We start from the raw sequence: 26,458 nt of genomic DNA on the forward strand, positions 1-26,458 counted from the left end.
TCTTCCAAATGCTCGGCCAGATACGTACAGGTGCAATTCTTCGGCGTGCTCACCAAATATTCGACGTACTGCTTCTTGGTAATCATATCCCTAAAATGATACTTGTGGTCCTCAAGCGTAAGTCCTGGATATATCAATCGCGTTGGCACCATAACAAACATGAGGTGAGCATGTTCTCAACGGTTACTCCATTTGCCCAGCACATCCGGCAACAGGGAAACCCCCTGCACCGGCTTGCCATTGATACCGTGCAGGTCAACGTTGGCAAATTGTGTAATCAGGCCTGCCTGCACTGCCATGTCGAGGCTGGCCCGAAACGCACGGAGATCATGGATCGTCAGACCGCGGAACAGGTTCTCGACTTCATCCGCACGGCTACGCCACAAACCGTGGATATCACTGGTGGAGCGCCGGAGCTGAACCCCTCGTTTCGTTGGCTGGTCGAACAGAATCGCCGTCAAGGACGCCATGTTATTGATCGCTGCAATCTAACGATTCTCTTTGAGCCGGGTCAAGAAGACCTGCCGCAATTCCTTGCCGACCAACAGGTTGAAATCGTCGCCAGTTTACCCTGCTATTCGCTGGAGAACGTAACCAAGCAGCGTGGTCAGGGCGTCTTTGAAAAATCCATTGACGCGTTAAAACGCCTGAACCGTATTGGTTACGGTTCAGAAGGCTCTGGGCTGACGCTGAACCTGGTCTACAATCCCGTTGGAGCCCACCTTCCCCCGCCGCAAGCAAAACTCGAAGAGGACTATAAACGCGAACTTGGCAGCAATTTTGGCATTGCTTTCAATCATCTGTACACGATTACCAACATGCCCATCTCGCGCTTTGCGCATGCGCTGCAACGTGAGGGGAAAGCCGAAGCCTATATGGAATTGCTAGCGCATTCCTTTAATCCGACAACTCTTGACGGCCTCATGTGTCGGCGCCAGGTCAGTATCTCGTGGGATGGGTATCTCTATGATTGCGACTTCAACCAAATGCTCGATATGAAGGTCGGGAATGGCAGACCGTTTCGCTTAGGTGAAAAGCCTGCGACTGAACTGATGCAAGCGTTGCAGAAGAGAGCGATTTTGGTTGACTCTCACTGTTACGGATGCACGGCTGGAGCAGGATCGAGTTGTGGAGGAAGTTTGCAGTCGTAGCAAGTTGTGAGTTGTGAATTTTTTGTCGGGTGGCAGAGCACTGCCCACCCGACACACGACCTCAAGAAAGTAGGCCGGAATAAACGCAGCGTTCCCGGCGGATCATACTGGGAACGGCCTGCAGCCCCTTCGACAGGCTCAGGACAGGCTTATCCCAGCCTGCACCGAATCCAATACTGTTCGGCACAAAACTTGACCACCGACAGGCGGCAGCTGCCACTCCCCTCCTTTTAGGGGTAGGCTTTTACGCGGAGAAAAGACGAGACGTCATTCCCGCGAATGCGGGAATCCAGGGAGAATACGCAATCGTTCAGGGGTGAAGCTCCTGGATGCCCGCCTGCGCGGGCAGGACGAACACGCGGCTCCTCACGACGGGAAATCCGTGCCAATTGTGGCTTGGATAAAAAACCTACCCTTATGAGCTCTCCCTCCCAGGGAGAGGGCCTAGGGTGAGGATGATGCGCTACGCAGCGAGCCACACCCACGCTTTCTCCCCTCATCCTGCCCTTCTCCCCCTGCGGGGAGAAGGGCCCCCTCTGCATACGTGCATAGCGAGTGCCGAACACTCTTGACACCGAATCACCCATTCGTCCATTCGTTTTCTGATTCCTGATCCTCCGTTTTGTCGTTAACCGGAGAGTCACTTAATACGTACAATCGCCGCATGCGGATCGCTGAGGTTTCGTGTTGCACCGAAGTTTAGGACCGTCGTCGGTAACACATGCGTTAGTGCACCTCTCTTACGATTTGCGGAGAGCGTAATGATGTCCAATCCTGGGCAACTCCCATCTGCGGCGTGGGCAACGGTCAGCGGAAATGGCCCCCGCAAGGCAACATAAATGCGCTTCCCGTCAGGAACACCTCCGACCGACAAATCGCCAAGGTCTGGTGTGGGATCGTTACTGGTGGTCGCACCGAGCGTTGTCCCGCAAGCACCGGTCGTCGTCAGGTCGTACGTCCCTTCGTGACGGGAATCGAGATTGCCCCACGGCGGGGCAATCTTAAAGACCTCAACATTATTACGGATGCGATCCATTTGATGGATATACCGTGGTGCCCCAGAAACCACATTACGCACCAACACGATACCATGCGCATAAGGTTGGCGAACCAAGGACGAGACAAGTCAGTGCGACGACAGCAGGAACAATGCGTGAAGCAATAGGTAGAAGTGTAAACATGTATTCTCCTTGAAAGAATCAGTCAGCACTTACGTACAAGTCGAAGTGAAGCAATCTCTTCCACGTCATCGTTGAGCGAGAGTGCCCGCATGGTGGTACGCGATGATCGTGTAGCACGGTCCCTCCTTTTTTCGCGTTGCACCCTAGCGGATGGAACGTTGGGTTGACAAGCACCTCGTATTGGAAATTACATACAGTGAATCGCGCTGCAGCGGTGGCGTTTGGCAAGTTATTTTTTCTCACAGCATGAATTGGACTCAGCGCGTAGCAAATTGCTATAATTAAAGGATAGTGAGGAAGGGGGACTCATGGCACCAACACAATCGTTCGATCAGTTATCCGTCAATACAATTCGTACGCTGTCAATGGACGCCGTCCAACAGGCCAACTCCGGGCACCCAGGAACTGCGATGGCGATGGCTCCGGTCGTCTACAGCTTGTGGCAGCAGTTTCTGCGCTTCGACCCAAATGACCCAATCTGGCCGAACCGCGATCGCTTTGTTCTTTCCATCGGCCACGCTTCAATGTTGCTCTATTCCATGCTGCATCTCACAGGGGTGAAAGCGGTCAATCCCAAATACGAAACACTCGGCCAACTCTCAGTGACGCTCGATGACATCAAGCGCTTTCGCCAGCTTGATAGTAAAACACCTGGCCACCCAGAATATCGCTGGACTTCGGGTGTAGAGACCACGACAGGTCCACTCGGGCAAGGCGTCGCCACGAGTGTTGGCATGGCCATCGCTGGCAAGTGGATGGCGACGTATTTCAATCGTCCGGACTTCGATCTGTTCAATTACAACGTCTATGCCCTGTGCGGCGATGGCTGCATGATGGAAGGCGTCTCAGGGGAAGCAGCTTCGCTCGCTGGTCACTTGCAGTTATCAAATCTGTGCTGGGTCTACGACAACAATCGGATCACCATCGAAGGTAACACCAGTTGGGCATTCAGTGATGATATCGCCACCCGTTTTATTGGCTATGGGTGGAATGTCACGCGCGTGGGCGATGCTAACGACCTGGAGATGCTCGCCCGTGCGTTCACCACTTTTCAAAAAACCACTGACCGTCCAACACTCATTATGGTTGACAGCCACATTGCTTACGGCGCTCCGCACAAACAAGACACCAGCGCCGCGCATGGAGAGCCCCTCGGCGAAGAAGAAATCAAACTCACCAAACGGAACTATGAATGGCCAGAAGACGCGAAATTTCTTGTCCCTGACGGCGTGTACAACCACTTCCAGCAAGGGATCGGCAATCGTGGACGTGAACAGCGCGAGGCCTGGATGGCCAAGTTCAAGGACTATCAAAGTCGATACCCTGACCTGGCAGATCAACTCTACAAGATGCAACGTCGCCAGCTGCCAACGGACTGGGATAAAAATCTGCCAGCCTTTCCAACTGATGCCAAAGGCGTCGCTGGGCGTGATGCCTCAGCGCAGATCCTCAACACGCTGGCACAGAACGTCCCATGGCTCATCGGTGGCGCCGCTGACCTCGCCCCTTCGACCAAAACGCGCCTCACGTTTCCTGAGGCTGGGGACTTCACGGCAGAGAGCTACGGTGGTCGCAACCTTCATTTCGGCGTACGTGAGCATGCCATGGCATCAATCCTCAACGGCATGTCACTCGCCAAGGTCCGCCCCTATGGGTCAGGGTTTTTGATCTTTAGTGATTACTCGCGCCCAGCTATCCGTTTGAGCGCCTTGATGGAAATCCCAGTGATTTACATTTTCACCCATGACTCGATCGGCGTAGGCGAAGATGGGCCCACTCATCAACCGATCGAGCAGTTAGCATCACTCCGCGCAATTCCGGGATTGATTACGCTACGTCCCGCGGATGCCAACGAAACCGTCGAAGCGTGGCGGTATATTATGCAACAGCATCACGAGCCAGCAGCGATTGTCTTGAGTCGACAGGCATTGCCGACCGTTGATCGCACCAAGTACGGAGCTGCGTCTGGCGTTGCTCGCGGAGCCTATGTCTTGGCAGATGCGCCAAACGGGAAACCAGACGTGCTTCTCCTGGCAAGCGGGAGTGAAGTCTCGTTGTGCCTGCAAGCGTACGAGCAGCTCAAGAATGAAGGCATCAACGCTCGCGTAGTGAGCATGCCATCGTGGGAAATCTTCGAGTACCAAAATCAAGCGTACCGGGTCAGCGTACTTCCGCCAGAGATCACCGCGCGGGTTGCCGTCGAACAGGCTTCAACTTTTGGCTGGGAACGCTACGTGGGTTGGAGCGGGCAGATCATCGGCATGAGAACGTTTGGTGCCTCTGCGCCACTCAAGGAGTTACAGCAAAAGTTCGGTTTCACTGCCGCCAATGTGATCGCCGCCGCTAAGGAGCAATTGGCGCGGAGCAAGGCGTAACCGGCGTCATTGCGACCCCTTCGATAAGCTCAGGATAAACTACGCGAAGCAATCTTTGTTTTTATGCAGAGATGGCTTCGCTGTTTTTCGCTCCTCCCTATGACAGACTCCCCCTCCTCATGATCTCGCAAAATTGCTAATTGTGCCTGCAGTAAGGAGGGTATGATGCAAACCCAACGAGAACATCTCCTCGATCTCACTAATCGTTTCATGGCGGCATTTAATCGGCATGACCTTGATGCGGTCATGTCGTTTTTTTCCGCTGACGCGGTCTACGACGAGTTTAACGGTAAACACAATCAAGGCCTCGCGGCAATTCGTTCTGCGTTTACGCCACAGTTCACCGGCACGTTTGGCAACATGCAGTTTCTCGATGAAGATCTGTTTATCGATGCTGAGACCGGGAAAGTCATGGCCAGTTGGCGCTGTACACTGTCAGTGAAAGGCCAACCAACCTCATGGCGTGGACTCGATCTGTTGCATTTTAAGGGTGACAAACTAATTCGCAAGATTACTTACGCCAAAGCCAAAGCGCCGTTGTTTGAGGAGTGAGGTCTCGCTAAACAAAGGGAGATCTAAACGCGGAAAGAGACTAAAAGAAGAACCAGGAGCGGTTCGTACACCGCTCCCCAGATGAAAGTAACCTCAATGGCTCAGAGACGTACTGGTCAACACCCCTCCAAGCGGAACACGATTCACCGGCAGTTTCTGAGGCTTGCCTCCCGGATAGATGACTCCGTCGGCCAGGACATCACAACGGTTGTCACCATCGAAGTGGCCCAGTGTCACTTCAGAGCGACGCTTGGTTGACGTATTCAGATACACCCAGGGTCTGTCACTACCGCTGGAAAACCACCAGGTCGCTCCGGTCGCCATGAAGGTATCGGGCAAGCTATCGCCATCGAAATCACAGACGCCCAGATCCGTACTGGCATCGACACCAAACACATTGCCGGGTTCCGCGTACGTTCCGATGAATTGGGTCGCCACCACGGCATCCTCCCAGTTATTATGGGCAAAAACGTTGGCGCCAATGAACATCCCTTCTTCGGGAATGCCGCGCAGCTTGATCGCGTTCCCAGCGGTATAGAGGAAGGTGTTGTAGTGGATAAACATCGAATGCCCGGCGTCGCCGCAGTTCGCATGCCCTGGAAAGCAGGTGTCCGTGCCATGCACGTCGAACTGATGAGTGTAGTGATGATAGACTGGGATTCCACCAGGACAAATGTAGAGTGGAACGCAATACGTGTCGTGGTATCCGCCATTCTTGAGCACCAGATTACGGTATGCCGCGTATCCGGTTCCGGCTTCTCCGGCGCCTTTTATGGCGTGCCGATTCCAATCGAACACGTTGCGCTCGATTAACACGAAGGCCCCAGCATTCACGGACACGCCATAACCGTTACTGCCTTCATGCTGGTTGTGATGGATGAAGTTATCGTGGATGCGTACCACGGTCGGGTTCTCTGAGGGAAGCATCCTCCCTCCAGGCTGACACCCCTCATTCCCATCGCAGTCGTTCACCCGCACTGCGGCCTGACTCCAACCGTAGATCTCGTTGTTATCAATCTCAATGTTGATATCGCCACTGACGAAGATTCCGATCCCTTTGTTGTCTCCATCGGGCACTACCCCGACGTGGTCAGGTCCTTCGATACGAACGCCGGTGATACGGATATTGTCGCCGGTCGTTTCGAATAGTACCGCCGGGCGAATCGTCGTATACAGCCGTGGTCCTGGGTGTCGTGGCGTCCGTCCACCCTCTAAGGTCACTCCTCCGGCGATGGGGAGAGCCTCCCAACCGGTCAAATCTAACTCGACATGGTTTTCAATACGGATGTGCTTATTCCCTTCTCGCAGCGCCTGCAGAAGCAAGGGCTCCATATGGTTCGCATAGATGGAGATGATTGTCGGAGGTTCGGGCAGATCAACTTTGATACTGGCGGTTGCAAGTGTACGCCTCCCACCTCCTAACACAGCGGGCAATGTCGCGTGCAGCTTCGTACTTGTATCGGCAATGGGTTGAATGGTGCGGCTGCCGGTGGGTGAAACGAGCTGGCTATCAACATACAGCTTGATCCCGACCCCAGTACAGCTAGTGGGAACGGTAACGTTCCAACGCAGTGCCCCAGTCTCCCAAAGACGGATAGGCTGCGGTGTGACGGAGAGCGTACCTTGCAGATCACCCAGGCAGTCAATCGCCTTCTCTTGACTGGAAGGGGTGCTTGCCGGAAGTGCATGAACAGGCGTGATCTGCAGCCCGAGGCTGAAAAGCATGGAGTTGACCATGCCAAGGTTGATCAGCTTTGCAAAAAACTTCGTGTTCACAAACCGTCTCCTTTGAGGTGTGATACTGGAAGTAGATGAGAAAATCTCGGAACATGCTGCATGCGCACTGTCGCGGCGAACTTTCCGTAACTGGCCGCTCTACGAGTCTGATCAGTGTTTACTGAAGACGTTCTTGTGCACAGCCAGTGAGGAAATAATCCCTGCGTTCGACTTTGGCAACTTCTACTGGTGCCATGCCTAGACGGTAGACACGCTACTGCGCATCTAACTTCCAGTTTGACTGAAACGAAGGAGTGCGTGGACCTGATGTTACAGAGGTTTCTCCAAGTTCGCCCCAGCGGCTGTAGTACCGGATGAACAACTGACCATTGAGCGGAAAGTTCTTTTCACCTACGTTCACAACACCTCCGCCTTGGTATCCAGACCGTCCCAGTTTACCGTTGGCCCAGGTGAACCAGCGGTACGCATCCTTGGTTTGACAGTTCAGGAGAGGCTCTCCTTCCTCTTCGACAGGAGCAAGGTCGCAGGCCAGTTCGCTCGGGTACGTCGCATGACTGCCATCTGCCACCCAGCCGATCGGGTGCGTGTTGTCAAACCAACTTATGTTGTTTGCACTTCTGTAAGTTGAGCAGTCTCCATGCCCACAAAAATAGACACCGTTGACTGTGTACGCGCCGTTTAATCGTACAATAATGGATTCCCAGTCGCCCTCATGATTAAACGATGCGACGTTATCGTTGTACGGGTAAAAGAACCAATACTGGAGGTTCAGCCCGCCAATCGAATTCTTGTAGACATGTCCGTACACTTTCCACTGCGTCGGGTTTGAGCTGCCGCGGTGGGTCGCGTCGTTCGGCGCTTGCAAGAAGAAGTGCTGATCTTCGTCGAAGAAACGATCATACGTTGACTGTATTACCCAATTCTTATGATCGCACCCATCCCAAAAGCCTTCCTTAGGAGAGTGAGCTTGGTTAATCAGACTCGATTGCGTAACCGCACCAAGCGCGAGGACCTCATCGTCGCTACAGTTATTATGATGAAAGCGTAGCGTGGTGCGCGCGAGATACCAATCGACGTTGGCCGGTTTGATCCAGTCGTAATCGAACGGCATATACAGGACTGGTGCGTAGTGATTCAAAAGACAGTCTTCTTTGCTGTCGTTAATGCCATCACGGTCGGCATCCCAATAGATCGAGGACGGACAGAAAGACAGGTTGGGGTCTGTAGGGGGCAGGTTCACTTTAATAGCGGAGGTAGCCAGCGTACGTTCCCCGCCGCCGTGCACCGCAGGCAACGTAGCACGCAGCCGATAGCTCGTGTCAGCGCTCGGTTGAATGTTCTGGCTTCCGGTAGAGGACACAAGCTGATTATTGACATATAGCTTGACCCCTTTGCCGGTACAGCTACTAGGAACCGTGACATTCCAACGGAGAGTTGCGGTCTGCCCAAGGTTGATGACCTGCGGGGTGTTGGAAATAGCGCCCTGTAAGTCGCTAAAGCAGTCAAGCGAATCTTCCTGTTGCGGAGGTTCGTTCGCTGGAATTGCGTGCGCGGGCGAACTCGACAGCCCAAGGCTGAGAAGAGTGAGGTTGAAAGCGATGGCCTGAATCGCTTTGGCTGCTGCTTCAGAAAGTTTTGTGTTCATCCCTGTTTCCTTCCTTCGGTCGAGTTCCCCGTCTGCAGCTGATGATAGGAATCGAGGACACGCGGCGCGAATTCCCTATCGGATTTCTGGCTGGGAGAGGCGTTTGAAAACGGAGGGCTTGCCGTGTAGCAAACCCTCCGTGCGTTACTCTTTGCGAGTCTTGATTACCTCGTTAGAGTTTTTGTGGCCGTGGTACCGAACGTTCCTGTCACTTTCGTTCCGCTAGTGGTCGTCCCGCTAGTTCTTGGCACTTGAGTGACAGTAAAGTTGACGTTTCCATCAGCATCAACACTTGGAGTGACGCAGGCAATATCTTTGATGTCGATAGGAAAGTCTCGCTCAAACTGCGGGAGCATTCCTTTGAGGCTCTGATCAATTTTGGCCGCCACGGTATTCTCTGCCAGATTGATCAGCCCTATAGTAAGCGCCTGGCTAATCACCCCAAAGCGCGGTGTAGCGCCGAACTCCTCAAGAGTTATACGTATGGAAGGTGGAGTCGTCGCCGTTCGACACACACCGGTAAATCGCGCCGCGAAGCCTATAGTCACACTGGGATCATCAACAATAAGACCAATACCCAAGTTGAACCTGACACGAACGGAGCTTGTATCTCTACGGAACACCTCAACTGCGCGATCATCGTGGAGTTGTCCCCAGTACGGATTGGCACTCCCGATATACACAGGAAGATCGAGCGAGATGTCATCGTGAATGATATTACCCACGATTCCCTCGACGAGATCACCGAGTTCTCGCTTCTGAACACTGATCTTCACTGGAGCGACAAAGTTCTGCCAGAGGGGATGCGCGCGTAACGTACTGCGTCCAACCACAAAGTAATTGCCAACGCCATTCCCGCCGTCGATCCAGTGGCATGTAGAAGACGTCGCACCAAAGTCTTGCGTATAGATTTCACCGCCGTTTACGAGGAGGGACAACCCCGCGAGACACATACCATCACTACCAGTTTTGAAGATAAAGATATCATTAATGTCACTGAGATCGGACACACCTTCGGGCAGCAATTCAAAAGTGAAATCATCGCCACGCTGAAAGTCATCTCGCCCATAGTCAAGCCACGTGCCGTGGTTCATATTGAAATCGTTCACCGACACATGAACATCATCATCGGTGTCAGCGTCCGAGACATTCGCAATACGTAAACGTACTTGCAGCCGATTGACCTTTATGCGCCCATCAGTTGTCGCAAAGGTTTGCGGTGTGGAAAACGACTCACCAAAAAAGTTATACGCACCGACTCGGTAATAGTATCGCGTGTCTCGCGGTAACCCTACGTCGGTATACTCCATTACTGAGGTGTTCCCCGGCACAGCACCGAAAACGGCAATCCGCGTCCACGGACCGCTATAGCCAGCGCCGCGGTAGAGGTTATAGCCTTGCTCGTAAGATGAGTTGTCGGTCCACTTGAGCTTGATGGAACTCGCAGTGCGATCAACCAGAACAGGCTGCCCTGGCGTACGAGGTTTACTGGCTGGATCATCAGGTCCAGGGTCCTGTCCGCCCCCAGCTCCTCCACCACCGATAAGTACTCCCGTCTGGGAGACCGTAGTGGTATTCGGCAGGTTCACGGCTGCAAACGCGACCGAGGTGAATGATGTTATGAAGGTCAAATAAGCAAGCACAAGGCTCGTAATGGTGTTTGTCATAGAAAGGTACGTGTTCACAAAATGTCTCCCTCTTCCTTTAGCGGATGCAGATACCGGCTCCCAGCTATTGTGAGAACCGGTGATGATTGATTACTTTTGGGGACCGATTTCGGTGATGATGATCCCTTCAAAGGTTGGGCACTCGCCCGAGATGAAGGTGCAACAACTAGAGCTCCCATTATTCATCTGGGTGTAACACATCCCGAGAGGGCCCTGTCCTGGATTTGATCCTCCAGAGTGGCACGCGCGTTTCGTTGTCATCTTAAAACTGCTGGTTTTTCCGGTTCTGCCCCTGCTGCCATCACATCCCAAGAAGGAGTAACCGACCTCGTCCGTCATACTGGCGTTAGAATAGTAGGTGGTCTCGATCTCGTTTGCGGGTAGCGCAAAGGACTGGACTGTCGTGATACCGATGAGTGCTGCGATCATTCCGAACATCCGTAAAGTTTTCGTGAGTTTCATGACTATTCTTCCTTTCTTTGGTTATTCCCGGTACGCTACCGGAGCAGCACACCGATACGAAGTTTTTTTGGTTGCCATGGTTACTGGCAGTAGATGAAGAGAACTAAGAAAATGCTGCAACGCGCTGATCGGTGTGGAGAGTTACGGCCCAACTGGGCAGTAACCGTAAGTGACATACATACTTTGCGAAACCTTCATCTGCATGCGTGAAGGAATCACCGACGAGCCGACTGAGAGAATTTTGGTATTAACGCCATCAAGGGTTTGCTTCTGCGTGTCCCAGCCAAACCAACCGGCACCACGCCGTACTTTGATCTGTGCACCAGCGGGGGTATGGAATCGTCCTTGCGCAGCAGCATTCCACAGCGTTTCAAGCGTTCGCCAGCTTCCCGACTGAACGTACTTGGTTCGTTCTACGCACGTGTTGGCAAAAGCAGCTCTGGTCGTACTGGTTGTAGAGGTGCGGCTCTTCGTGCTCACTGAATCGCGTAACTCAGGAACAGGTAAGATCGTCACCAGCGAACCATCAGCTCCCGAGAACACCAACACCTGGCCTTGAGTGGCATCAACCAACGCAAGGTCAGCAACTCCGTCTTTGTTGAGGTCACCGACCACCGTATCACCGGCAACTTGTCCCAGGGGCTCTGTCAAAGCTGCTTCTTCCGAACGAGGGTCTGCAGTTCTTCGTGCGCTTAGTCTCTTTCCACTAAGTGGTGAGAATAGTGAAAGTGGACCATCGCTTGATTCCTTAACAACAAGATCAGTGATTCCATCACCGTCGCGATCTTCAACCCCGGAGAACCACTGGCCAAAGGGCATTAGGGGGTCTGGCTTTTCACTCTTCACGATAGCCAACACACCGTTTCCAGCTCCAGAAAGGACGATGATCTGACCATGAGTAGGGTCACCCACCGCGATATCAGCCACCGCATCGGCATTGATGTCTCCAAGCCCCACCAGCGGGTGGTCAAGGTCCGCATCTTGCGGATCAGTCGTGGTAAGTGTCGCTTGGGGATGGCAGTTGGCTCCACCCTCATCGCAGTAAAAGACATCACATTTCACCGTGCCGCTCTGCGGATTGGTTTCACACTTCTCACACCTCGTGGCCGGTTTGATGCCAGGAAGGCCACCCACCTGGGCGCAGTTAAAGCCGTTATTTTCAAGTTCGGTCTTCGCTGCGGCTTGGACAGACACTGCTCCTCCAAGGACACTGAGGAACAGGGGAATGACAAGCGCGGCACGTTTCATCGCTATCGGATGCGTGAGTCTCATAGTTACTTTGCCTTTCTTGGGTTGATTGATTGTTCGTTCGAGGGTGTCTTAGACAGATAGTGAGCTGCAGCATGCAGTGACGCTTGCTTCAGTACAGTCTGCACACGGCCAACGGATTCGTACGCTCCTGCGGGTTTCTAAGGTGCCCATTCTTCTTCTCCTGCTGACTTTTGCTCTTTAGGCGTGACGGGGGTGTGCCATGCGACGGCACAGTGCCGCAGAGACGGCGGCGGCGGCTGTCGCACTTCTCAACGAAGTGTCAACTGTCGCGACAGGGGTGTCGTCTTTTTCTGTCTAAGAGAAGAAAATATCCGCGTTACTTCAGGACTTTGTGCAAAGGTAGAGTTGGTATCAACCTTGCTCTGATGTTCTCAGTAACAGCATCACACTGTAGACTACGCGGTGCGGGGGATTCATGCTTGAAGGTGCACAACGACAGCACGCTAGCCGTGGGGGGATAATTCAATTCATGTTCCGTACAAAAGACGACAAGCGGTTAGTCGATACAACTCGTAACGCGCTATCGCATTCGCCACCAAAACAGGTCAGCCGCCTTGCTCTCTCGAAGCTAACCGATCGTGTACCTCGTGACATGACCAGTGGGATCAGGCATTTCTCGGAACCAGAACAACAACTCCTGAGCATCGCGGCACTGCTTGGCATGGAAGTCTCTGTGCATGAAGTCGCTCGTGTCGCCACCATTCCCCCGCAAGAGGTCGCTATCACGTTCACACGCGCGGTGGCCGTGGGAATTTTAATCGAGCAGCGCGGAGATCGTTTCCGTTTTGCTGATGAACGGCTGCGCAACACGACTCTGACGACGCTTGAGCCGCACGAAAGTCTCGCTGTGCACGCTCGCGCTGCAAAGCTCTTGACTGGCTCAGCACCAGACCGTGTCCTGCGTCGTGTCTCCCACGCGTTCACTGCCGCTCGACGTTCTACAGAGGATGCCCTTACCGCCGTCCACATCGCCCGTGAGGCAGCGGTGGTGTTGCAAGGAGCAGATGACTTCGAACAAGCGACGAGTCTCCTTGGGCGAGCGATTGAACTTCACGATGCAGCCGCACTCCCAGGACCATTTTCCACTCTGATAGTCGAGCATGCGGAAGCAGTTCTGGCGTGTGGACTCCTTGCCGAAGCACGCCCACTGTTTCACCGCGCCGCGCAACTTGCCGAATTTGAAAATGATGTATCAACTTTAGCACGTGCGGCATTAGGTCTTGGGGGCGTATGGGTACGGGAGCATCGCCTCACTGAAGAAGCAGAGCGCGTCAGTGCGCTCCAACGTCGTGCGTGTGAGGCTCTTCCTGCTGACGCTGCCGTGCTCCGTGCGCGACTCTCCGTTCGACTCGCCGCCGAGAGTGTGTACCGCGGCGGATCAGAAGATGCAGTCGGCGAAGCGGTACATGCTACTCGTAGCACCGGTGACGCCCGTGCACTTGCTGAAGCCTTGTCTCTGTATCACCACACCCTCCTCACCCCAGCACACGCGAAACCTCGGCTTGCTGTCGCAAACGAGCTGATCGCTACAGCCGCAAACGCTCACGACAAACTCCTCTCCTTGATGGGTCTCTGCTGGCGCGCTGCGGATTTATTCTTGCTTGCCGACCCTTCAGCCACTATCGCACTGACAGAACTCCGCTTGCGTGCAGACACGTTGCGCTGTCAGAGCATTCTGTTCATCGTGCAGGCGATGGAAGTCATGCTTGCCATCCGCGCCGGCCAATTCGCCCAAGCCGAGGAGGCGGCAACCGCCTGTTATGCGCTCGGCACTGAAGCTGGCGATGCTGATGCGTTAGCGTACTATGGCGCACATTTAGCAGCGATTCGCTTCTTTCAAGGACGCGAAACAGAACTCGCTGACCTTGCCGCATCAGTAGCAGCCTCGCCTGTCGTCACCGAGCGTGATCAATCCTTTACTATGGCTGCTGCGTTATTCGCGCTACGGCGAGGAGATCTTCATCAAGCTCGGGCGATATTAGAGCGTGTGAAGCGCGATGGTCTCGAGAGCATCGTACCTACGAGTTCCTGGTTGCTGACCATGCAAGCCATCATCGACATTGCCGCAGCACTCAAGGACAAACAGATAGCCCACGCCGCCTATGCTGCACTCTTGCCCTATGCGGACTTGCCGATCATGGCTTCCCTGGCGGTTGTGTGCTTCGGTTCTGCTCACCGTCCGTTAGGTGTTGCTGCGTTAGCCTGTGGACAGATTGACCTCGCCATAGAACACTTTGAGTCAGCAATTGCAGCGAACGAGCGCCTCGGGCATCGACCAGCGGCAACGCAAGCTCGAGCGGAACTCGCATTAGCGCTCCTCCAGCGTGGCAGCACTGGGGATGAATCGCGTGGGCGCGTGCTCATGACTGAAGCAATAGCAGAAGGCACCGCCTTGGGAATGAATGGTCTGGTTGCACGCTGGCAGCAGGCCCTGGTCGCCTTACGAGAAACTCGTTCAGTATCCATACCTTCGGTCAGTGTTACGTCTGCACCACAAGGCGGTTGGCGTATCGCACTGGGCGAACACGTAGCAACCGTTCCGGACTTAGTTGGTATGCGCTATATCGCCCGGCTTGTCACGGCGCCCGATCAGGATATAGCAGCGGTCACGCTCGTTATCGACGAGGGAACCGCACCGCCTATCAATGGTGGCCAGGAAGTTATGGATACCAAGACTCTGCCTGCGGTACGGGAACGCATTTGCACGCTCAGGCAACAACCAGTGCTCCTGTCGGAAGAACAAGACGAACTTGATACACTTACGCACGAGCTTGCGTGTGCCATCGGTCTCGGAGGACGAACGCGATCCTTTGCTGATGTACCAGAGCGGGCTCGTACGGCAGTCAGAAAAGCGGTCAAACGTGCGCTTGCGCAAGTCGCTGCTGCCAATCCAGTCGTCGGGCAATATCTCGCTACACGGATTGAAACTGGTGCGGTATGTCGTTACCGTAGTGAAGCGAACAGGGGGATGTAAAACCGCCCTTTCTCTCTTTACCCTCTCTGTCGTCGACAACACTCAACAAGAGTGTTGTCACCTTTAGGGCTACACGAGTATAGACGTTGATAGAGGGGATTCTGCCATGATCGCGGTCAATCAGGTCTCGCGCATCTATCGTCGTGGCGCCGATGAAGTGCATGCACTCGAAGGAGTCAACTTACAGATTCCAGATGGGACTTTTGCGGCACTGATGGGGCCTTCTGGCTCGGGAAAGTCGACACTGCTGAACCTCATCGCTGGACTGGATCAACCTTCTTCCGGGAACATTCTCGTCGATGGGCAAAACGTCAGTGGGATGAGTGAAAACCAACTCGCGGCGTGGCGCGCAGCGCACGTAGGGTTTGTGTTTCAGTTCTATAACTTGCTTCCCGTCCTCAGTGCTGCCGAGAATGTTGAAGTGCCTTTGCTCCTCACACGCTTGTCGAAATCCGACCGCCGCAAACATGTAGAGACCGCCTTGAATATCGTCGGGCTAACTGAGCGGAAACATCATCGTCCAAACCAGCTATCCGGTGGTGAGCAACAACGCGTGGCGATTGCACGAGCGATTGTCGTCGATCCTGCCCTACTCGTAGCAGATGAGCCAACCGGCGACTTAGATGCAAAAAATGCCTACGACATTCTCGACCTGTTACGCCGCTTGAAGAACGAGTTTCATAAGACCATCGTCATGGTTACGCACGATCCGCGAGCGCAGCGCTATGTGGATCAGACGTTTCACCTGGATAAAGGCGTGTTGGTGAACGGAGAGGCAAAGAATGAAGAATTAAGAATGAAAAATTAAAAATTGAAGACCAGAAAATATCCATTGCCTTGTTGTTCGCTAGTTCTTTTCGTTGTTTTCATTCTCCATTTTGCATTTTCTCATATGAGCACCTGGACTCTCATTCGACGCAATCTTGGGCGCAATCGCACGCGGACGCTTCTCACGACACTCGCGATTGCGTTTTCTATTTTCCTCGTGTGCGCGGTGATGACGCTTCCGTCAGTGCGGGATTCGATTCTTTCAGGCTCGTCTCATGGCCGACGGCTCGTTGTGCACCACAAGTATGGGATTGCGTACGAGAATCTCCCAGTCGCGTACGCTCAGCGTGTTCGCGGCATTGCCCACGTCGAGGGAGTCACGCATCTGACCTGGTTCGGGGGCATCTACACAGAGGCGAAGGACTTCTTTCCCAGCTATGCTGTAGATACCAGCACCTTCGGTGAGACACTGGGTGAGTACCAATTTAATCCAACAGAACTGGCCCTATTTCAGAAAACTCGCAATGGCGCGCTGATTGGCATTCGCACGATGGAGAAATTCGGCTGGAAAGTTGGCGACGAAGTCACCCTGCGTAATAGCGTCTGGTTTAACATCAGCTTGACCTTCAAAATCGTCGGCACCATTCCTGACGTGAGCCCAATGTCCTCAACTCTCTTCCTGTTCCAACGCGAGTATTTTGAGGAGGCACTGCGTCCTTATGAAAACTTGGGCGCAACTGGTTGGATTAGCCAGTTGGTCGTGATGGTCGACGCGCCGGAGAATCTCTCAAGCGTGAGCACTGCAATTGATGAACAATTTCGCAATTCGTCTCACCCAACGCTGACAGAGACACAGTACGCGTTTACAGCAGCCTACTTGAGCTCATTCGACGGTATTATTCAGGTGATTATGTTCGTCCGCTTCCTCGTAGTCGCCGCGATTATCCTGATTGCTGCGAACACCGCGGCGATGAGCGTACGAGAACGGATCAGCGAAGTGGCAGCGCTGAAGACCATCGGATTTCCTCGGCGCACGATTTTTTCCTTGCTCCTGAGCGAAGCACTCTTAATTGCGAGCTTAGGTGGTCTGTTGGGCGCCTTGCCGGCGTACCTCATCCTCAATGCTGGAAAAAGCTCCTGGTCTCCGTTTCTGGGTCCACTCTCGCTGTTTCTAATGCCGGTGTCGGTCATGATTCAGGGCATATTTATCGCTCTGTTTGTCGGCATCTTGTCGGGAGTGATTCCCTCACGTGGCGCGGCACGGTTGAACGTAGCGACAGCATTACGACAAATCACCTGAAGATAATGTAAAATGTAAAATTCTAAGATGAAGAGAACTCTCTTCTCACTCTTTTTCATTCTTCATTCTTCATTCTTCATTCTTCATTCTTGATTTTTAATTCTTAATTGGCGAAGCCATGAGTGTTCCCCTCAAATACAACTTCCGTAACTTACTCGTGCGCAAGATGACGACGCTAGCGACAGCGGGCGGCATCGCACTAGTTGTGCTCGTCACCATTCTCCTGCTCTCGCTCGTTTCTGGCCTGCGACAAATGTTGATCTCCGCCGGAGACCCAAACCAGTTGATCGCCATGCGCAAAGGCGCCACCAGCGACGTCATGAGCTTTGTTTCACGCGAGGCCGTGCAAGCCTTGCGCTATCTTCCCGGTGTCGCCCAGACCCCAACGGGAGAACCGTTAGTGTCCCCCGAGTTCATTTCTCAACCACAATTACCCACCAAAAAGGGCGGAAAAGAAATGGTCCTCGTCCGGGGCGTGACCCCGATGGGTTTCCTGGTGCATGATAATTTGCGCATCGTTGAGGGCCGGGCACCAACTCCAGCAGTGCGCGAGGCGGTCGTAGGCGTAGCGGCTTCGCAGCGTTATCAAGGTCTTGGCCTTGGCGAAACCCTCAGTTTCGGGGATCGGGCATGGAAAATTGTCGGGCTCTTTGCCGCTGACGGTTCAGCCTTCGAGTCAGAGGTGTGGATCGATGTTGGTGATTTATTCAAGGACGGGAATGCCGCTGGTTGCTCAGGAGTGCGATTAGTCACAGCTTCCGGAGCAGACCAGGAAACGCTGGTCCGCCGCATCGCCGAGGACCCGCGTATTTCGCTCGATGCCAAGCCGGAAATCGTCTACTACGAAGAACAAGCCGAAGGAGCCAAAGCGTTGTATGCACTAACGATCCTGCTGGCGATCATTATGGGAACCGGCGCAATCTTCGGTGCGATGAATACGATGTTCGCTGCAGTCGCTCATCGTACGGCGGAAATTGGTACCCTACGTGCGCTCGGGTTCAGTCGTGGTTCTATTCTGGTTTCTTTCGTCAGTGAATCGTTATGCCTGGCGTTGCTCGGTTATGTCATTGGCGTAATTCTGGGAATAGGAGCCGTCGAGTTGGTGAATCGATTCATGCAGGGCGTCGCATTTCAACTGCCGTCGTTCTCCACTGCGGTGGTAACCCTACGTGTCTCTGCCGTGTCATTACTCATCGCCTTCGGTCTCGCAGTAGCAATGGGCCTCATCGGCGGCTTCTTCCCCGCGCGCCGAGCAGCGAAACTACAAGTGACCGAAGCACTGCGACGAGGGTAAAACAATGAAGAATTGAGCATGCAGATGAAGAGCAGACCATTGACTGTTGCTGTTCGCGCCTCAGTCTTTCCCTCCAAAATTTTTAATTCTTAATTGTCAGGTCTCATAACATCGCGCACTAAGAATTCGTCGAATTTCTTGGATTTTTGCACAAAAATGAGTACGCGATGTCATGAGACTCGACACTTAATTTTTAATTTTTCATTCACACGACATGGAACCTCCTCGCACTGAGACAGACCTGCACAGCCTGCGCATCGACCCGTCAGCGCGACAGACTCGTTCGCGCGCGTGGGTGTGGTGGCTCGTGTTTGTTCCCCTCCTTGCTGGAACAATCGGCGGTGCCGCAGTGTGGTTGTATCGCATGACGCTCGGGCAGCCACCAGCAGTGCAAGTTGTCTACGCCCAACTTATTGGCGCTACGACTCCGGTCTCTGGTCCGGTGCTCTCGGGGGCTGGATATATTGTGACGGGTGATCGCTATATCTCAATCGGCGTACGTGTTCCGGGTCGCATCGACGCGTATGAAGTGCAGGAAGGCGATGTCGTACGCAAAGGACAAGTTCTCGTCCGTCTTGATCATCGCGACTACCAAGCGGCGTTACGGAGAGCAACGGCAAATTTAGAGTTAGCTCAGGCGAATCTCACGCTCAAACACAAGCAGGCGCAACGGATGAAAGACCTGCACGAGCGTGGCCTCATCGCCACGCAACAATTGGATGTCGCAGAGAACGAACGTGCGGTAGCACACGCGACCGTTCGCCAAAATGAGGCTGAGGTCACATCAGCACGGGTGAACCTCGACTACACGAAGCTGATTGCTCCGATGAATGGGGTCGTGCTCGCGAAGCTCAAGGAGGTCGGAGAAATCGCCGTTCCAGGAGGGTTTGCCGGAGCGGGAGATCTCATCCGTATCGCCAACCTGAATGACTTACGCGGCGAAGTAGATATTAACGAGGTCGATTTCCGCCACGTGCGCATGGGGCAAAAGACTGACATTATACCTGATGCCTATCCTGACCGAAAATATCCTGCACAGGTTGTGAAAATCTATCCACAAGCGAATCGTCAAAAAGGCACGCTCAAGGTCGAAGTGAAGCTGACGAAAGCGGACGAGTATCTGCGTCCCGACATGTCAATTCGCATCAACTTTCTCGCCGAACCGATGAAGAATAATGGGAGTGCACCGCGAGTCGTGATTCCCAAGAACGCGATCCGTGGTAGTGGCGAGCAAACCTTCGTCTGGCTGGTCCGCAACCAACAGATAGTGAAAGTGTCTGTACGTGTCGGAGAAGCTTTTGGGGATACGCTGCAGATTCAAAACGGTCTCGATGGTGGAGAAGCACTAGTGCTCTCAGGTCCGGGTGACTTGCGTGACGGCATGCCTGTGAAAGTGACAGAAAAGCCGTTATAAGTCCCTGTCACTTCAGTTTTGTTGTCGTCGCTGTTTCCAAATCCAACACTGCCAGCAAGCGGCCATAGCCAATGAACAACCCCGTCATCATGCCAAGTTCGATAATCTCAGCCTGGCTAAATTCCTGTCGTAAATCCTGGAAGAAGGTGTCATCAATTGACTGATGGTTCAGAGCCATCCGTTCAGCAAAACGGAGCGCGAGCTTCTCACGCGAGGAAAACTCAGGGTGATTTTCATAATCACACAACGCCGCAACCAACATGTCAGTTACTCCATCCTGCACAGCCTGTGCAGTGCGCGAGCGTTGTCAGGTGCGGCACGCGTTCAACTCGGCAATTTTGAGGCGGATCAATTCCTTGAGGCGACTGTCGAGCAACCCATGAAGACGCGTCGGAATATAGAAACGATAAAAGGCATTGCTCAATGCAGGATTCTGGCCCATCGCCTGGAAGACGGCAGGGTTAAAGTCCGGACAGGCCCGTTCAAACGCTTCCAACGTTGTCCGCAATTCAGCATCGAGTTGCTCACGCGGAACTAAGCCTAAGCGGCTCATAGAGGGGTCTCCTGTTTGACTACGTCAGCGTTCAGCCCTCAGCTTTGTTAGAGAATTGTCCAGTTTTACTCTCGTGGCTGACGGCTTACTACTGGTCGCTGATTGCTTCTCCTGTTGACTGAGAGTTGGCCGCTGAAAGCTGAATGCTCCTGCTACGGAAACAGTGACTCACCAGTCTCGGCATCTTCAATCATAATCGCGCTGACCGGACAACTCTCTGCCGCTTCGAGAATCTTTTCCTCTGTGTCACCTTGTGAATTGACCACCGAGGATTTCCCCTCACCGTCAAGAGCAAACGTTGCCCGTGCGATGTTGATGCACATGGTCGAGCCCACACACTTGTTGTGATCCACTACAATACGCAGACGGCGCATAGACACCTCAGCATCAGGAAAACGCGACCGGTAGCGTTTTTAGCGCGCGACTGACGATCGTCGGGTGCCATTCAAGCGTGTCGGTGGCGAGTCGTAGTTTTGGTAACCGCCGGAGAATCGTATTGACGGTGATAGCGGTTTCAATACGCGCGAGCGGGGCACCTAAACAGAAGTGAATGCCATAGCCGAAGGCAACATGCGGATTGGGCTGACGAGCAACATCTAAACTATCAGGATCAGGAAACCGCTCAGGGTCATGGTTGGCCGCCGACTGGAACAGCAGTAATCGCTGGCCTTTCTTGATCTGTTTGCCGCGTAGCTCAAAGTCTTCGAGCGCAAGCCGGACCATCGATTTTGACGGACCATCGTAGCGGAGAAACTCTTCCACTGCCGTGGAGATGAGATCTGGATTCTCGGTCAGCTTTTGCTTTTGTGCGGGGTTCTTCAATAACGCATGCACACTACTAGAAATCAAATTGGTCGTGGTCTCATGCCCACCAAACAAGACGAGGGAACAGGTACTCACGATTTCATCATCGGTCAGTGCATCATCTTGCTCCTGCGCCGCAATCAAGGCGCTAATCAGATCATCTTGTGGTTGCTGTCGACGTTCAGCGATCACCGCCTTGAGGTACTTCGCCATTTCCACCATCGCGAGCTGGGCTCGTTGACGACGATCCGGTACGCCAATCGCGCCAAAAATGAAAAGGGTAATCTCATCCGACCATTTCTTAATATTTTCGTGGTCTCTGGCCGGAACTCCAAGCAACTCAGCAATCACCGTCACCGGTAACAGATACGCAAAGTCATGGATCAATTCCATTTGGCCAGCAGGGATGACGCGATCCAACAGCTCATCAACAACTGCCTGAATCCGCGGACGCAACCCTTCCACACGACGTGGGGTGAACGCCTTGTTCACCAACATCCGCAGGCGCGTATGTTGGGGGGGATCAGTAAACACCATCCACTTGGAAAAGATTTGATAGCTCGGTTGCAGTTCCTGCGCCTCCGCCTTCTTTAAGCCAGCCATAAACGGCGACATGCGATCAGCAGATAGACGGCGATCTTGGAAAGAGGCTTGGACATCATCATAGCGCGTGAGAATCCACCCTCCCCACTGCGGGTTCCAATGGACGGGATCTTCAGCACGGAGTTGATGAAAGTACGGATATGGGTCGGCAATCACGTCAGGAGCTGACAGGTTGTCATGAATTGGCATCGAGTTCGTCTCCTCTTTTGTATATCTCCCGCAGTGTACATACCTTGTTCTAACGAGGAAACTCCGGTCCGAGAGCAAGACTGGCCTCCATCAGATACAACGAGTACTGCGAGATGAGAGTGGCTACCGCTTTTCCGGTGCAGGTTGTGACTTGGTTCCAGCTTTGAGGTTGGTCAGACGTTCGCGTACTTCGTCAACATTCGCCCCCAGCGGGACAACATCGAGAAACCGCTCATAGGAGACAATGGCACCCTGAATATCACCTTTCGTTTCGAGCGCCTCAGCCAGGTTCACATGGGCCGGTGGATATTTGGGATCGAGACGGGCAGCCTCACGCCACTCGGCAATCGCGCCGTCCACGTCCCCTTTGCGCACTAACACGTACCCAAGATTATTGCGCAACGGCGCGGACCGCGGCACTAAGGCAAGCGCAGCATGGTAAGCAGCCAATGCGCCATCAAGATCTCCTTGCTCTTGTAAGGCATCACCGAGATCAGCATGTGCACTGCCATTCTTCGGGTCGAGACGGACGGCTTCCCGCAGCAGAGGAACCGCTTCAGCAACTTTTCCTCTGCCACGTAAGGCCATCCCTAAGTCGAGATGCGCACGCGCAAGGCTCGGATCAAGCCGGATCGCCTCGCGCCATTGCTCGATCGCTTTGTCATACTCTTTGTGACCATAAAGTTCCTCTGCTGTCACCATCGCGGCGCGCGCTTGAATCTTTTTCTGGGCTTCATCAGAGATCACTTGCGCGAAAGCCATCCTATCCCATTCCTCAATAAGAACGCCTGCTGAAGCCACAAAATTCATGAGGATGGTAGCAACCAGGACTCTCCATATCCCTACGTTCTTACGACTTTTCATAACATCCTGATCTCACGACGCTTACGTCGTCCGTAACTTATACCGTTGAATCTTTCCGGTCGCCGTTTTCGGCAACTCAGCAACAAACTCCACCCAGCGCGGGTACTTGTGTGGTAGGGTACGCTCGCGCACGAAGACTTGTAACTCTTGCGCCAGTGCGAGAGAAGCAGTCTGCCCGTGTTTCAGCACCACAAACGCTTTCGGTTTCACCAACTTATGCTCATCTTCCCAGCCGACGACTGCGGCTTCGAGCACTGCTGGATGTTGAAATAATAGCCCTTCAACTTCTGCAGGCGAGACCCACTGCCCTGACACCTTAAGCATGTCGTCGGAACGACCGCAATACCAATAGACTCCCTCGGTATCACAGTAGTATTTGTCGCCGGTGCGAATCCATTCGCCTTGCAGTGCCCGACGCGTCGCTTCCAATTTGTGCCAATAACCAGAAGTGATACTCCCGCCTTTGACCAAAAGGTCACCGATCTCACCTTGTGAGATATCTGCCCCCTGATCATCAGTGACGCGCAGTTCATAGCCAGGGACCGGCGTTCCTGAGCTGCCAGGTCGAACGAGCCCGGCACGATTGGACAGAAAGATATGCAGAATCTCCGTCGAACCAATGCCATCGAGGATTTCTACCCCAAAGCGCTCGCGCCAACGCAAGAAGAGCTCGCTCGGTAGCGGCTCGCCTGCAGAGAGACATAGCCGCAGACTGGAAAGGTCATATTGTTTCTCACTCTCTGAGGCCTGCAGCATCGCCGCATATAACGTCGGGACCCCAAAGAAAAGCGTCGGTCGATACCGACTCAGAGCGGCAAATACACTATCAGGCGTTGGACGTTCAGGCACCAATACTGCAGTTGCTCCCGCATACAGGGCAAAATACATTCCCCCACCAAGCCCATAGGCAAAGAAAAGGCGCGGCGCAGCGAACGTCACATCATCTGAAGTGATAGCAAGCACCTCACTCCCATACGTCTCGCAACAGAACACCAAGTCGCGATGTTGGTGGACAACTCCCTTCGGCATCCCTGTTGAGCCAGAGCTATAGAGCCACAACGCTGGGTCATCCCGATGAGTGAATTCTGCTGCAAGTGACGGAGACTCGCGACTCATCAGCTCAGCAAACGAGAGTGCTCCCTCAGCGGCACCAATGACCACACGATGTCGGAGCCACCGCGATTGGGCTGCAACTGGAGCGACACTAGGCCACACCTCCCCAGAGGCAAGTACGACAGAGGCACGACTATCGTCGAGCATATAGGCGTACTCATCGCCACGCATGAACGTATTAACTGGCACCGGAACCGCACCAATCTTGATCGCCCCCCAGAAGGCATAGACAAATTCTGGTGAGTCCAACACCACCAATAAGATGCGTTCCTCAGGCCGCACGCCGAGTCGACGCAGTGCATTCCCTGCGCGATTGACGTTCTCCGCTAGCTGCGCGTAGGTAATTTTCTGTTCACCCGTCCACAGCGCCACGTGGTCGCCGCGACCTGCGCTGAGATGTCGATCGACGAACGCTGTCGTCGCGTTGAATGACTCCGGAATGTCTGGAATAGGCACCCTACCCTCCTGCACAGTTTCTCTCCATGAGCTTCAGCCCCTCCTTCTTTAGACAAGCAACAGCCAAATCACAACTATGCCCGACGATGCTACTGGCAGAATATGCCGGTGAGAAATATAATTCCCCGTAGTTATGCCTGACGCGGGACGTAAAGCGTAAAACGTAAATATGTAAAACGTAAAAGGACGGGAGAAACAGAGCTTTTGTTGCCCTTTACGTTTTACGCTTTACGTAACAACAGGAGAAACCGCATGGGAACTGCAGCACAGGAAGTACCGGTGGAGTCGTCCCCACCGTTTGTCGATTATCAAACTCATCCGGAGCGCTATCGGCATTGGCGACTGAGCTTTGACGGCCTGATCGCAACCTTAACGATGGACGTTCAAGAGGACGCCGGACTTCGACCAGGATACACGCTCAAGTTGAATTCCTATGATCTCGGCGTGGATATCGAACTGCATGACGCTTTGCAGCGCATTCGCTTTGAACATCCAGAAGTACGGACGGTTATCCTCACCAGCGCGCGAGATCGCATCTTCTGTTCGGGTGCCAACATCTTCATGCTCGGCCAATCCTCTCATGCGTGGAAAGTCAACTTCTGTAAATTTACCAACGAGACCCGCAACGGAGTCGAGGATGCAAGTCGTCATTCAGGCCTCAAATTTCTCGCCGCATGTAATGGGACAACCTCTGGTGGTGGGTATGAGTTGGCGCTCGCTTGCGATGAGATTTTGCTGGTCGATGACCGTTCGTCAGCCGTGAGCCTACCGGAAGTTCCGATACTGGGTGTCCTTCCTGGTACTGGCGGATTGACTCGTCTGATTGACAAACGCAAAGTACGCCATGATCATGCCGATATTTTTTGCACGACCTCAGAAGGTATTCGTGGTCAACGCGCCAAAGAGTGGCGCTTAATCGACCATCTTGCCAAGCCCGCACAGTTTGTTGATTCGGCAAAAAAACGAGCACTTGAACTGGCAGCGTTCAGTGACCGCCCGAGCGAGGCGCAAGGCGTGGCACTTTCCCCCCTGTCACGCACGATCGACTCACAAGGGCTACACTATGAATATGTTGACGTGCAGATCGATCGTAACAGCCGACGAGCGATGATCACTGTCAGTGCACCACGCGAGCAACAACCAACCGAGCTAGCCGCTATTCTGGTACAAGGGGCAACCTGGTGGCCGTTACAGATGGCACGAGAACTGGACGATGCGATCCTCATGCTGCGGACGAATGAATTAGAAATTGGGACCTGGCTCCTGAAAACGCAAGGAGATGCTGAACACGCTCTGGCAGTTGATGCGACGCTTGACCAACATCGAGCGCATTGGTTCGTTCGCGAAGTGATTGGCATGCTGCGACGCACGTTAGCTCGACTCGAGGTCTCGTCACGCACATTGTTCGCTTTGGTTGAGCCAGGTTCTTGCTTCGCGGGTACGTTACTAGAACTCGCCCTGGTAGCCGATCGTATTTACATGCTGAATAGCGAAGAAGAAGGTTCGGCTACGCATCTTCATCTTTCACCACTAAACTTTGGCACCTATCCAATGGTGACACATCAGTCGCGCTTAGAGCGCCGCTTCAGCTACGATGCCGTTGTGCTCGACCAGGCTCGTGCTGCAATTGGTCACCCGCTTGATCCAACAGAAGCCTCAGAACTTGGCTTAGTCACAGCGGCACCCGATGAACTCGATTGGGATGACGAGATTCGTATTGCGCTCGAAGAACGTGCCAGCCTTTCGCCGGATGCCCTTACTGGTATGGAAGCCAACCTACGCTTCGGCGGAGCAGAGACCATGGAGTCGCGTATCTTTGGTCGCCTTTCGGCTTGGCAGAACTGGATCTTCCTTCGCCCCAATGCCGTCGGCGAGTTGGGTGCATTGAAAGTGTATGGGACTGGGAATAAGGCAAAGTTTAGTTGGGAACGTGTTTAAAGCAGTCCAGAGTCCAAGGAAGTCCAGGGTCCAGGGTCTAGAAAAGTTCAGAGTCGCAAATCGTTCGAAGTTCGGAGTCCGAGAAAGTGCAATGTCTTTTTCTACTGACGACTGAATACTGACCACGGAAAACTGTTTAGGAGCTT

General features: G+C 53.6%; 21 protein-coding genes. 9 read left to right on the forward strand and 12 right to left on the reverse strand.

Annotated elements, in window-relative coordinates:
* The first annotated feature begins 170 nt into the window (after positions 1-170).
* Positions 171-1,151: a radical SAM/Cys-rich domain protein gene (locus FJ147_02425; GenBank protein MBM4254734.1), complete on the forward strand. Its 981-nt coding sequence runs from the start codon at positions 171-173 to the stop codon at positions 1,149-1,151.
* A gap of 640 nt (positions 1,152-1,791) precedes the next feature.
* Here the strand turns inward: FJ147_02425 and FJ147_02430 are convergent.
* Complete coding sequence (locus FJ147_02430; GenBank protein ID MBM4254735.1) at positions 1,792-2,229, reverse strand: hypothetical protein; 438 nt, start codon at positions 2,227-2,229, stop codon at positions 1,792-1,794.
* 411 nt (positions 2,230-2,640) lie between these two features.
* On the opposite strand from FJ147_02430, the gene tkt reads away from it, so the two are divergent.
* Both tkt and FJ147_02440 read left to right on the forward strand, forming a co-directional pair.
* Positions 2,641-4,707 carry a transketolase gene (tkt, locus tag FJ147_02435; protein ID MBM4254736.1) on the forward strand — a complete coding sequence of 689 codons (2,067 nt, stop codon included), beginning with the start codon at positions 2,641-2,643 and terminating at the stop codon, positions 4,705-4,707.
* Positions 4,708-4,869: 162 nt separating this feature from the next.
* Positions 4,870-5,259, forward strand: a complete 390-nt coding sequence (locus FJ147_02440; GenBank protein ID MBM4254737.1) for a nuclear transport factor 2 family protein — start codon at positions 4,870-4,872, stop codon at positions 5,257-5,259.
* Positions 5,260-5,352: 93 nt separating this feature from the next.
* Here the strand turns inward: FJ147_02440 and FJ147_02445 are convergent, their stop codons facing one another.
* The 5 genes from FJ147_02445 to FJ147_02465 all read right to left on the reverse strand — a co-directional run bounded on the left by FJ147_02445 (position 5,353) and on the right by FJ147_02465 (position 12,042).
* Complete coding sequence (locus FJ147_02445; protein MBM4254738.1) at positions 5,353-7,035, reverse strand: right-handed parallel beta-helix repeat-containing protein; 1,683 nt, start codon at positions 7,033-7,035, stop codon at positions 5,353-5,355.
* A 214-nt stretch (positions 7,036-7,249) separates the two neighbouring features.
* Positions 7,250-8,641, reverse strand: coding sequence for a hypothetical protein (locus FJ147_02450; protein ID MBM4254739.1), 1,392 nt, complete (start codon positions 8,639-8,641; stop codon positions 7,250-7,252).
* 164 nt (positions 8,642-8,805) lie between these two features.
* Entirely contained in the window at positions 8,806-10,308 is a 1,503-nt protein-coding gene (locus FJ147_02455; protein MBM4254740.1) for a fibronectin type III domain-containing protein, read from the reverse strand.
* 90 nt (positions 10,309-10,398) lie between these two features.
* Complete coding sequence (locus tag FJ147_02460) at positions 10,399-10,770, reverse strand: hypothetical protein (protein ID MBM4254741.1); 372 nt, start codon at positions 10,768-10,770, stop codon at positions 10,399-10,401.
* 141 nt (positions 10,771-10,911) lie between these two features.
* Positions 10,912-12,042 carry a VCBS repeat-containing protein gene (locus FJ147_02465; protein ID MBM4254742.1) on the reverse strand — a complete coding sequence of 377 codons (1,131 nt, stop codon included), beginning with the start codon at positions 12,040-12,042 and terminating at the stop codon, positions 10,912-10,914.
* A 469-nt stretch (positions 12,043-12,511) separates the two neighbouring features.
* Here FJ147_02465 and FJ147_02470 point away from each other — a divergent pair, with 469 nt between their 5' ends.
* The 5 genes from FJ147_02470 (at position 12,512) to FJ147_02490 (ending at position 19,792) form a co-directional block, all read left to right on the forward strand.
* Positions 12,512-15,016 carry a hypothetical protein gene (locus FJ147_02470; GenBank protein MBM4254743.1) on the forward strand — a complete coding sequence of 835 codons (2,505 nt, stop codon included), beginning with the start codon at positions 12,512-12,514 and terminating at the stop codon, positions 15,014-15,016.
* Between the two features lie 106 nt (positions 15,017-15,122).
* Positions 15,123-15,824, forward strand: coding sequence for an ABC transporter ATP-binding protein (locus FJ147_02475; GenBank protein ID MBM4254744.1), 702 nt, complete (start codon positions 15,123-15,125; stop codon positions 15,822-15,824).
* A gap of 84 nt (positions 15,825-15,908) precedes the next feature.
* On the forward strand, positions 15,909-17,084 hold the full coding sequence (locus FJ147_02480; GenBank protein MBM4254745.1) for an FtsX-like permease family protein: 1,176 nt from the start codon (positions 15,909-15,911) through the stop codon (positions 17,082-17,084).
* 118 nt (positions 17,085-17,202) lie between these two features.
* A complete protein-coding gene (locus FJ147_02485) occupies positions 17,203-18,378 on the forward strand; it encodes an ABC transporter permease (protein ID MBM4254746.1) in 1,176 nt (391 codons plus the stop codon).
* A 214-nt stretch (positions 18,379-18,592) separates the two neighbouring features.
* Positions 18,593-19,792: an efflux RND transporter periplasmic adaptor subunit gene (locus FJ147_02490; protein MBM4254747.1), complete on the forward strand. Its 1,200-nt coding sequence runs from the start codon at positions 18,593-18,595 to the stop codon at positions 19,790-19,792.
* A gap of 7 nt (positions 19,793-19,799) precedes the next feature.
* Here the strand turns inward: FJ147_02490 and FJ147_02495 are convergent, their stop codons facing one another.
* From FJ147_02495 to FJ147_02520, 6 genes are all read right to left on the reverse strand, one after another.
* A complete protein-coding gene (locus FJ147_02495; GenBank protein ID MBM4254748.1) occupies positions 19,800-20,054 on the reverse strand; it encodes a hypothetical protein in 255 nt (84 codons plus the stop codon).
* A gap of 45 nt (positions 20,055-20,099) precedes the next feature.
* Complete coding sequence (locus FJ147_02500) at positions 20,100-20,345, reverse strand: hypothetical protein (protein MBM4254749.1); 246 nt, start codon at positions 20,343-20,345, stop codon at positions 20,100-20,102.
* Positions 20,346-20,497: 152 nt separating this feature from the next.
* Entirely contained in the window at positions 20,498-20,719 is a 222-nt protein-coding gene (locus FJ147_02505) for a ferredoxin (GenBank protein ID MBM4254750.1), read from the reverse strand.
* Positions 20,720-20,732: 13 nt separating this feature from the next.
* Positions 20,733-21,941, reverse strand: coding sequence for a cytochrome P450 (locus FJ147_02510; protein ID MBM4254751.1), 1,209 nt, complete (start codon positions 21,939-21,941; stop codon positions 20,733-20,735).
* 123 nt (positions 21,942-22,064) lie between these two features.
* Positions 22,065-22,805, reverse strand: coding sequence for a tetratricopeptide repeat protein (locus FJ147_02515; GenBank protein MBM4254752.1), 741 nt, complete (start codon positions 22,803-22,805; stop codon positions 22,065-22,067).
* Between the two features lie 21 nt (positions 22,806-22,826).
* Positions 22,827-24,374, reverse strand: coding sequence for a benzoate-CoA ligase family protein (locus FJ147_02520; GenBank protein ID MBM4254753.1), 1,548 nt, complete (start codon positions 24,372-24,374; stop codon positions 22,827-22,829).
* 252 nt (positions 24,375-24,626) lie between these two features.
* Here FJ147_02520 and FJ147_02525 point away from each other — a divergent pair, with 252 nt between their 5' ends.
* Positions 24,627-26,312, forward strand: a complete 1,686-nt coding sequence (locus FJ147_02525; GenBank protein ID MBM4254754.1) for a benzoyl-CoA-dihydrodiol lyase — start codon at positions 24,627-24,629, stop codon at positions 26,310-26,312.
* Positions 26,313-26,458 lie beyond the last annotated feature (146 nt).

Source organism: Deltaproteobacteria bacterium (assembly GCA_016874775.1).
In the GTDB taxonomy this organism is placed as follows: Bacteria; Desulfobacterota; Binatia; order Bin18; family Bin18; genus VGTJ01.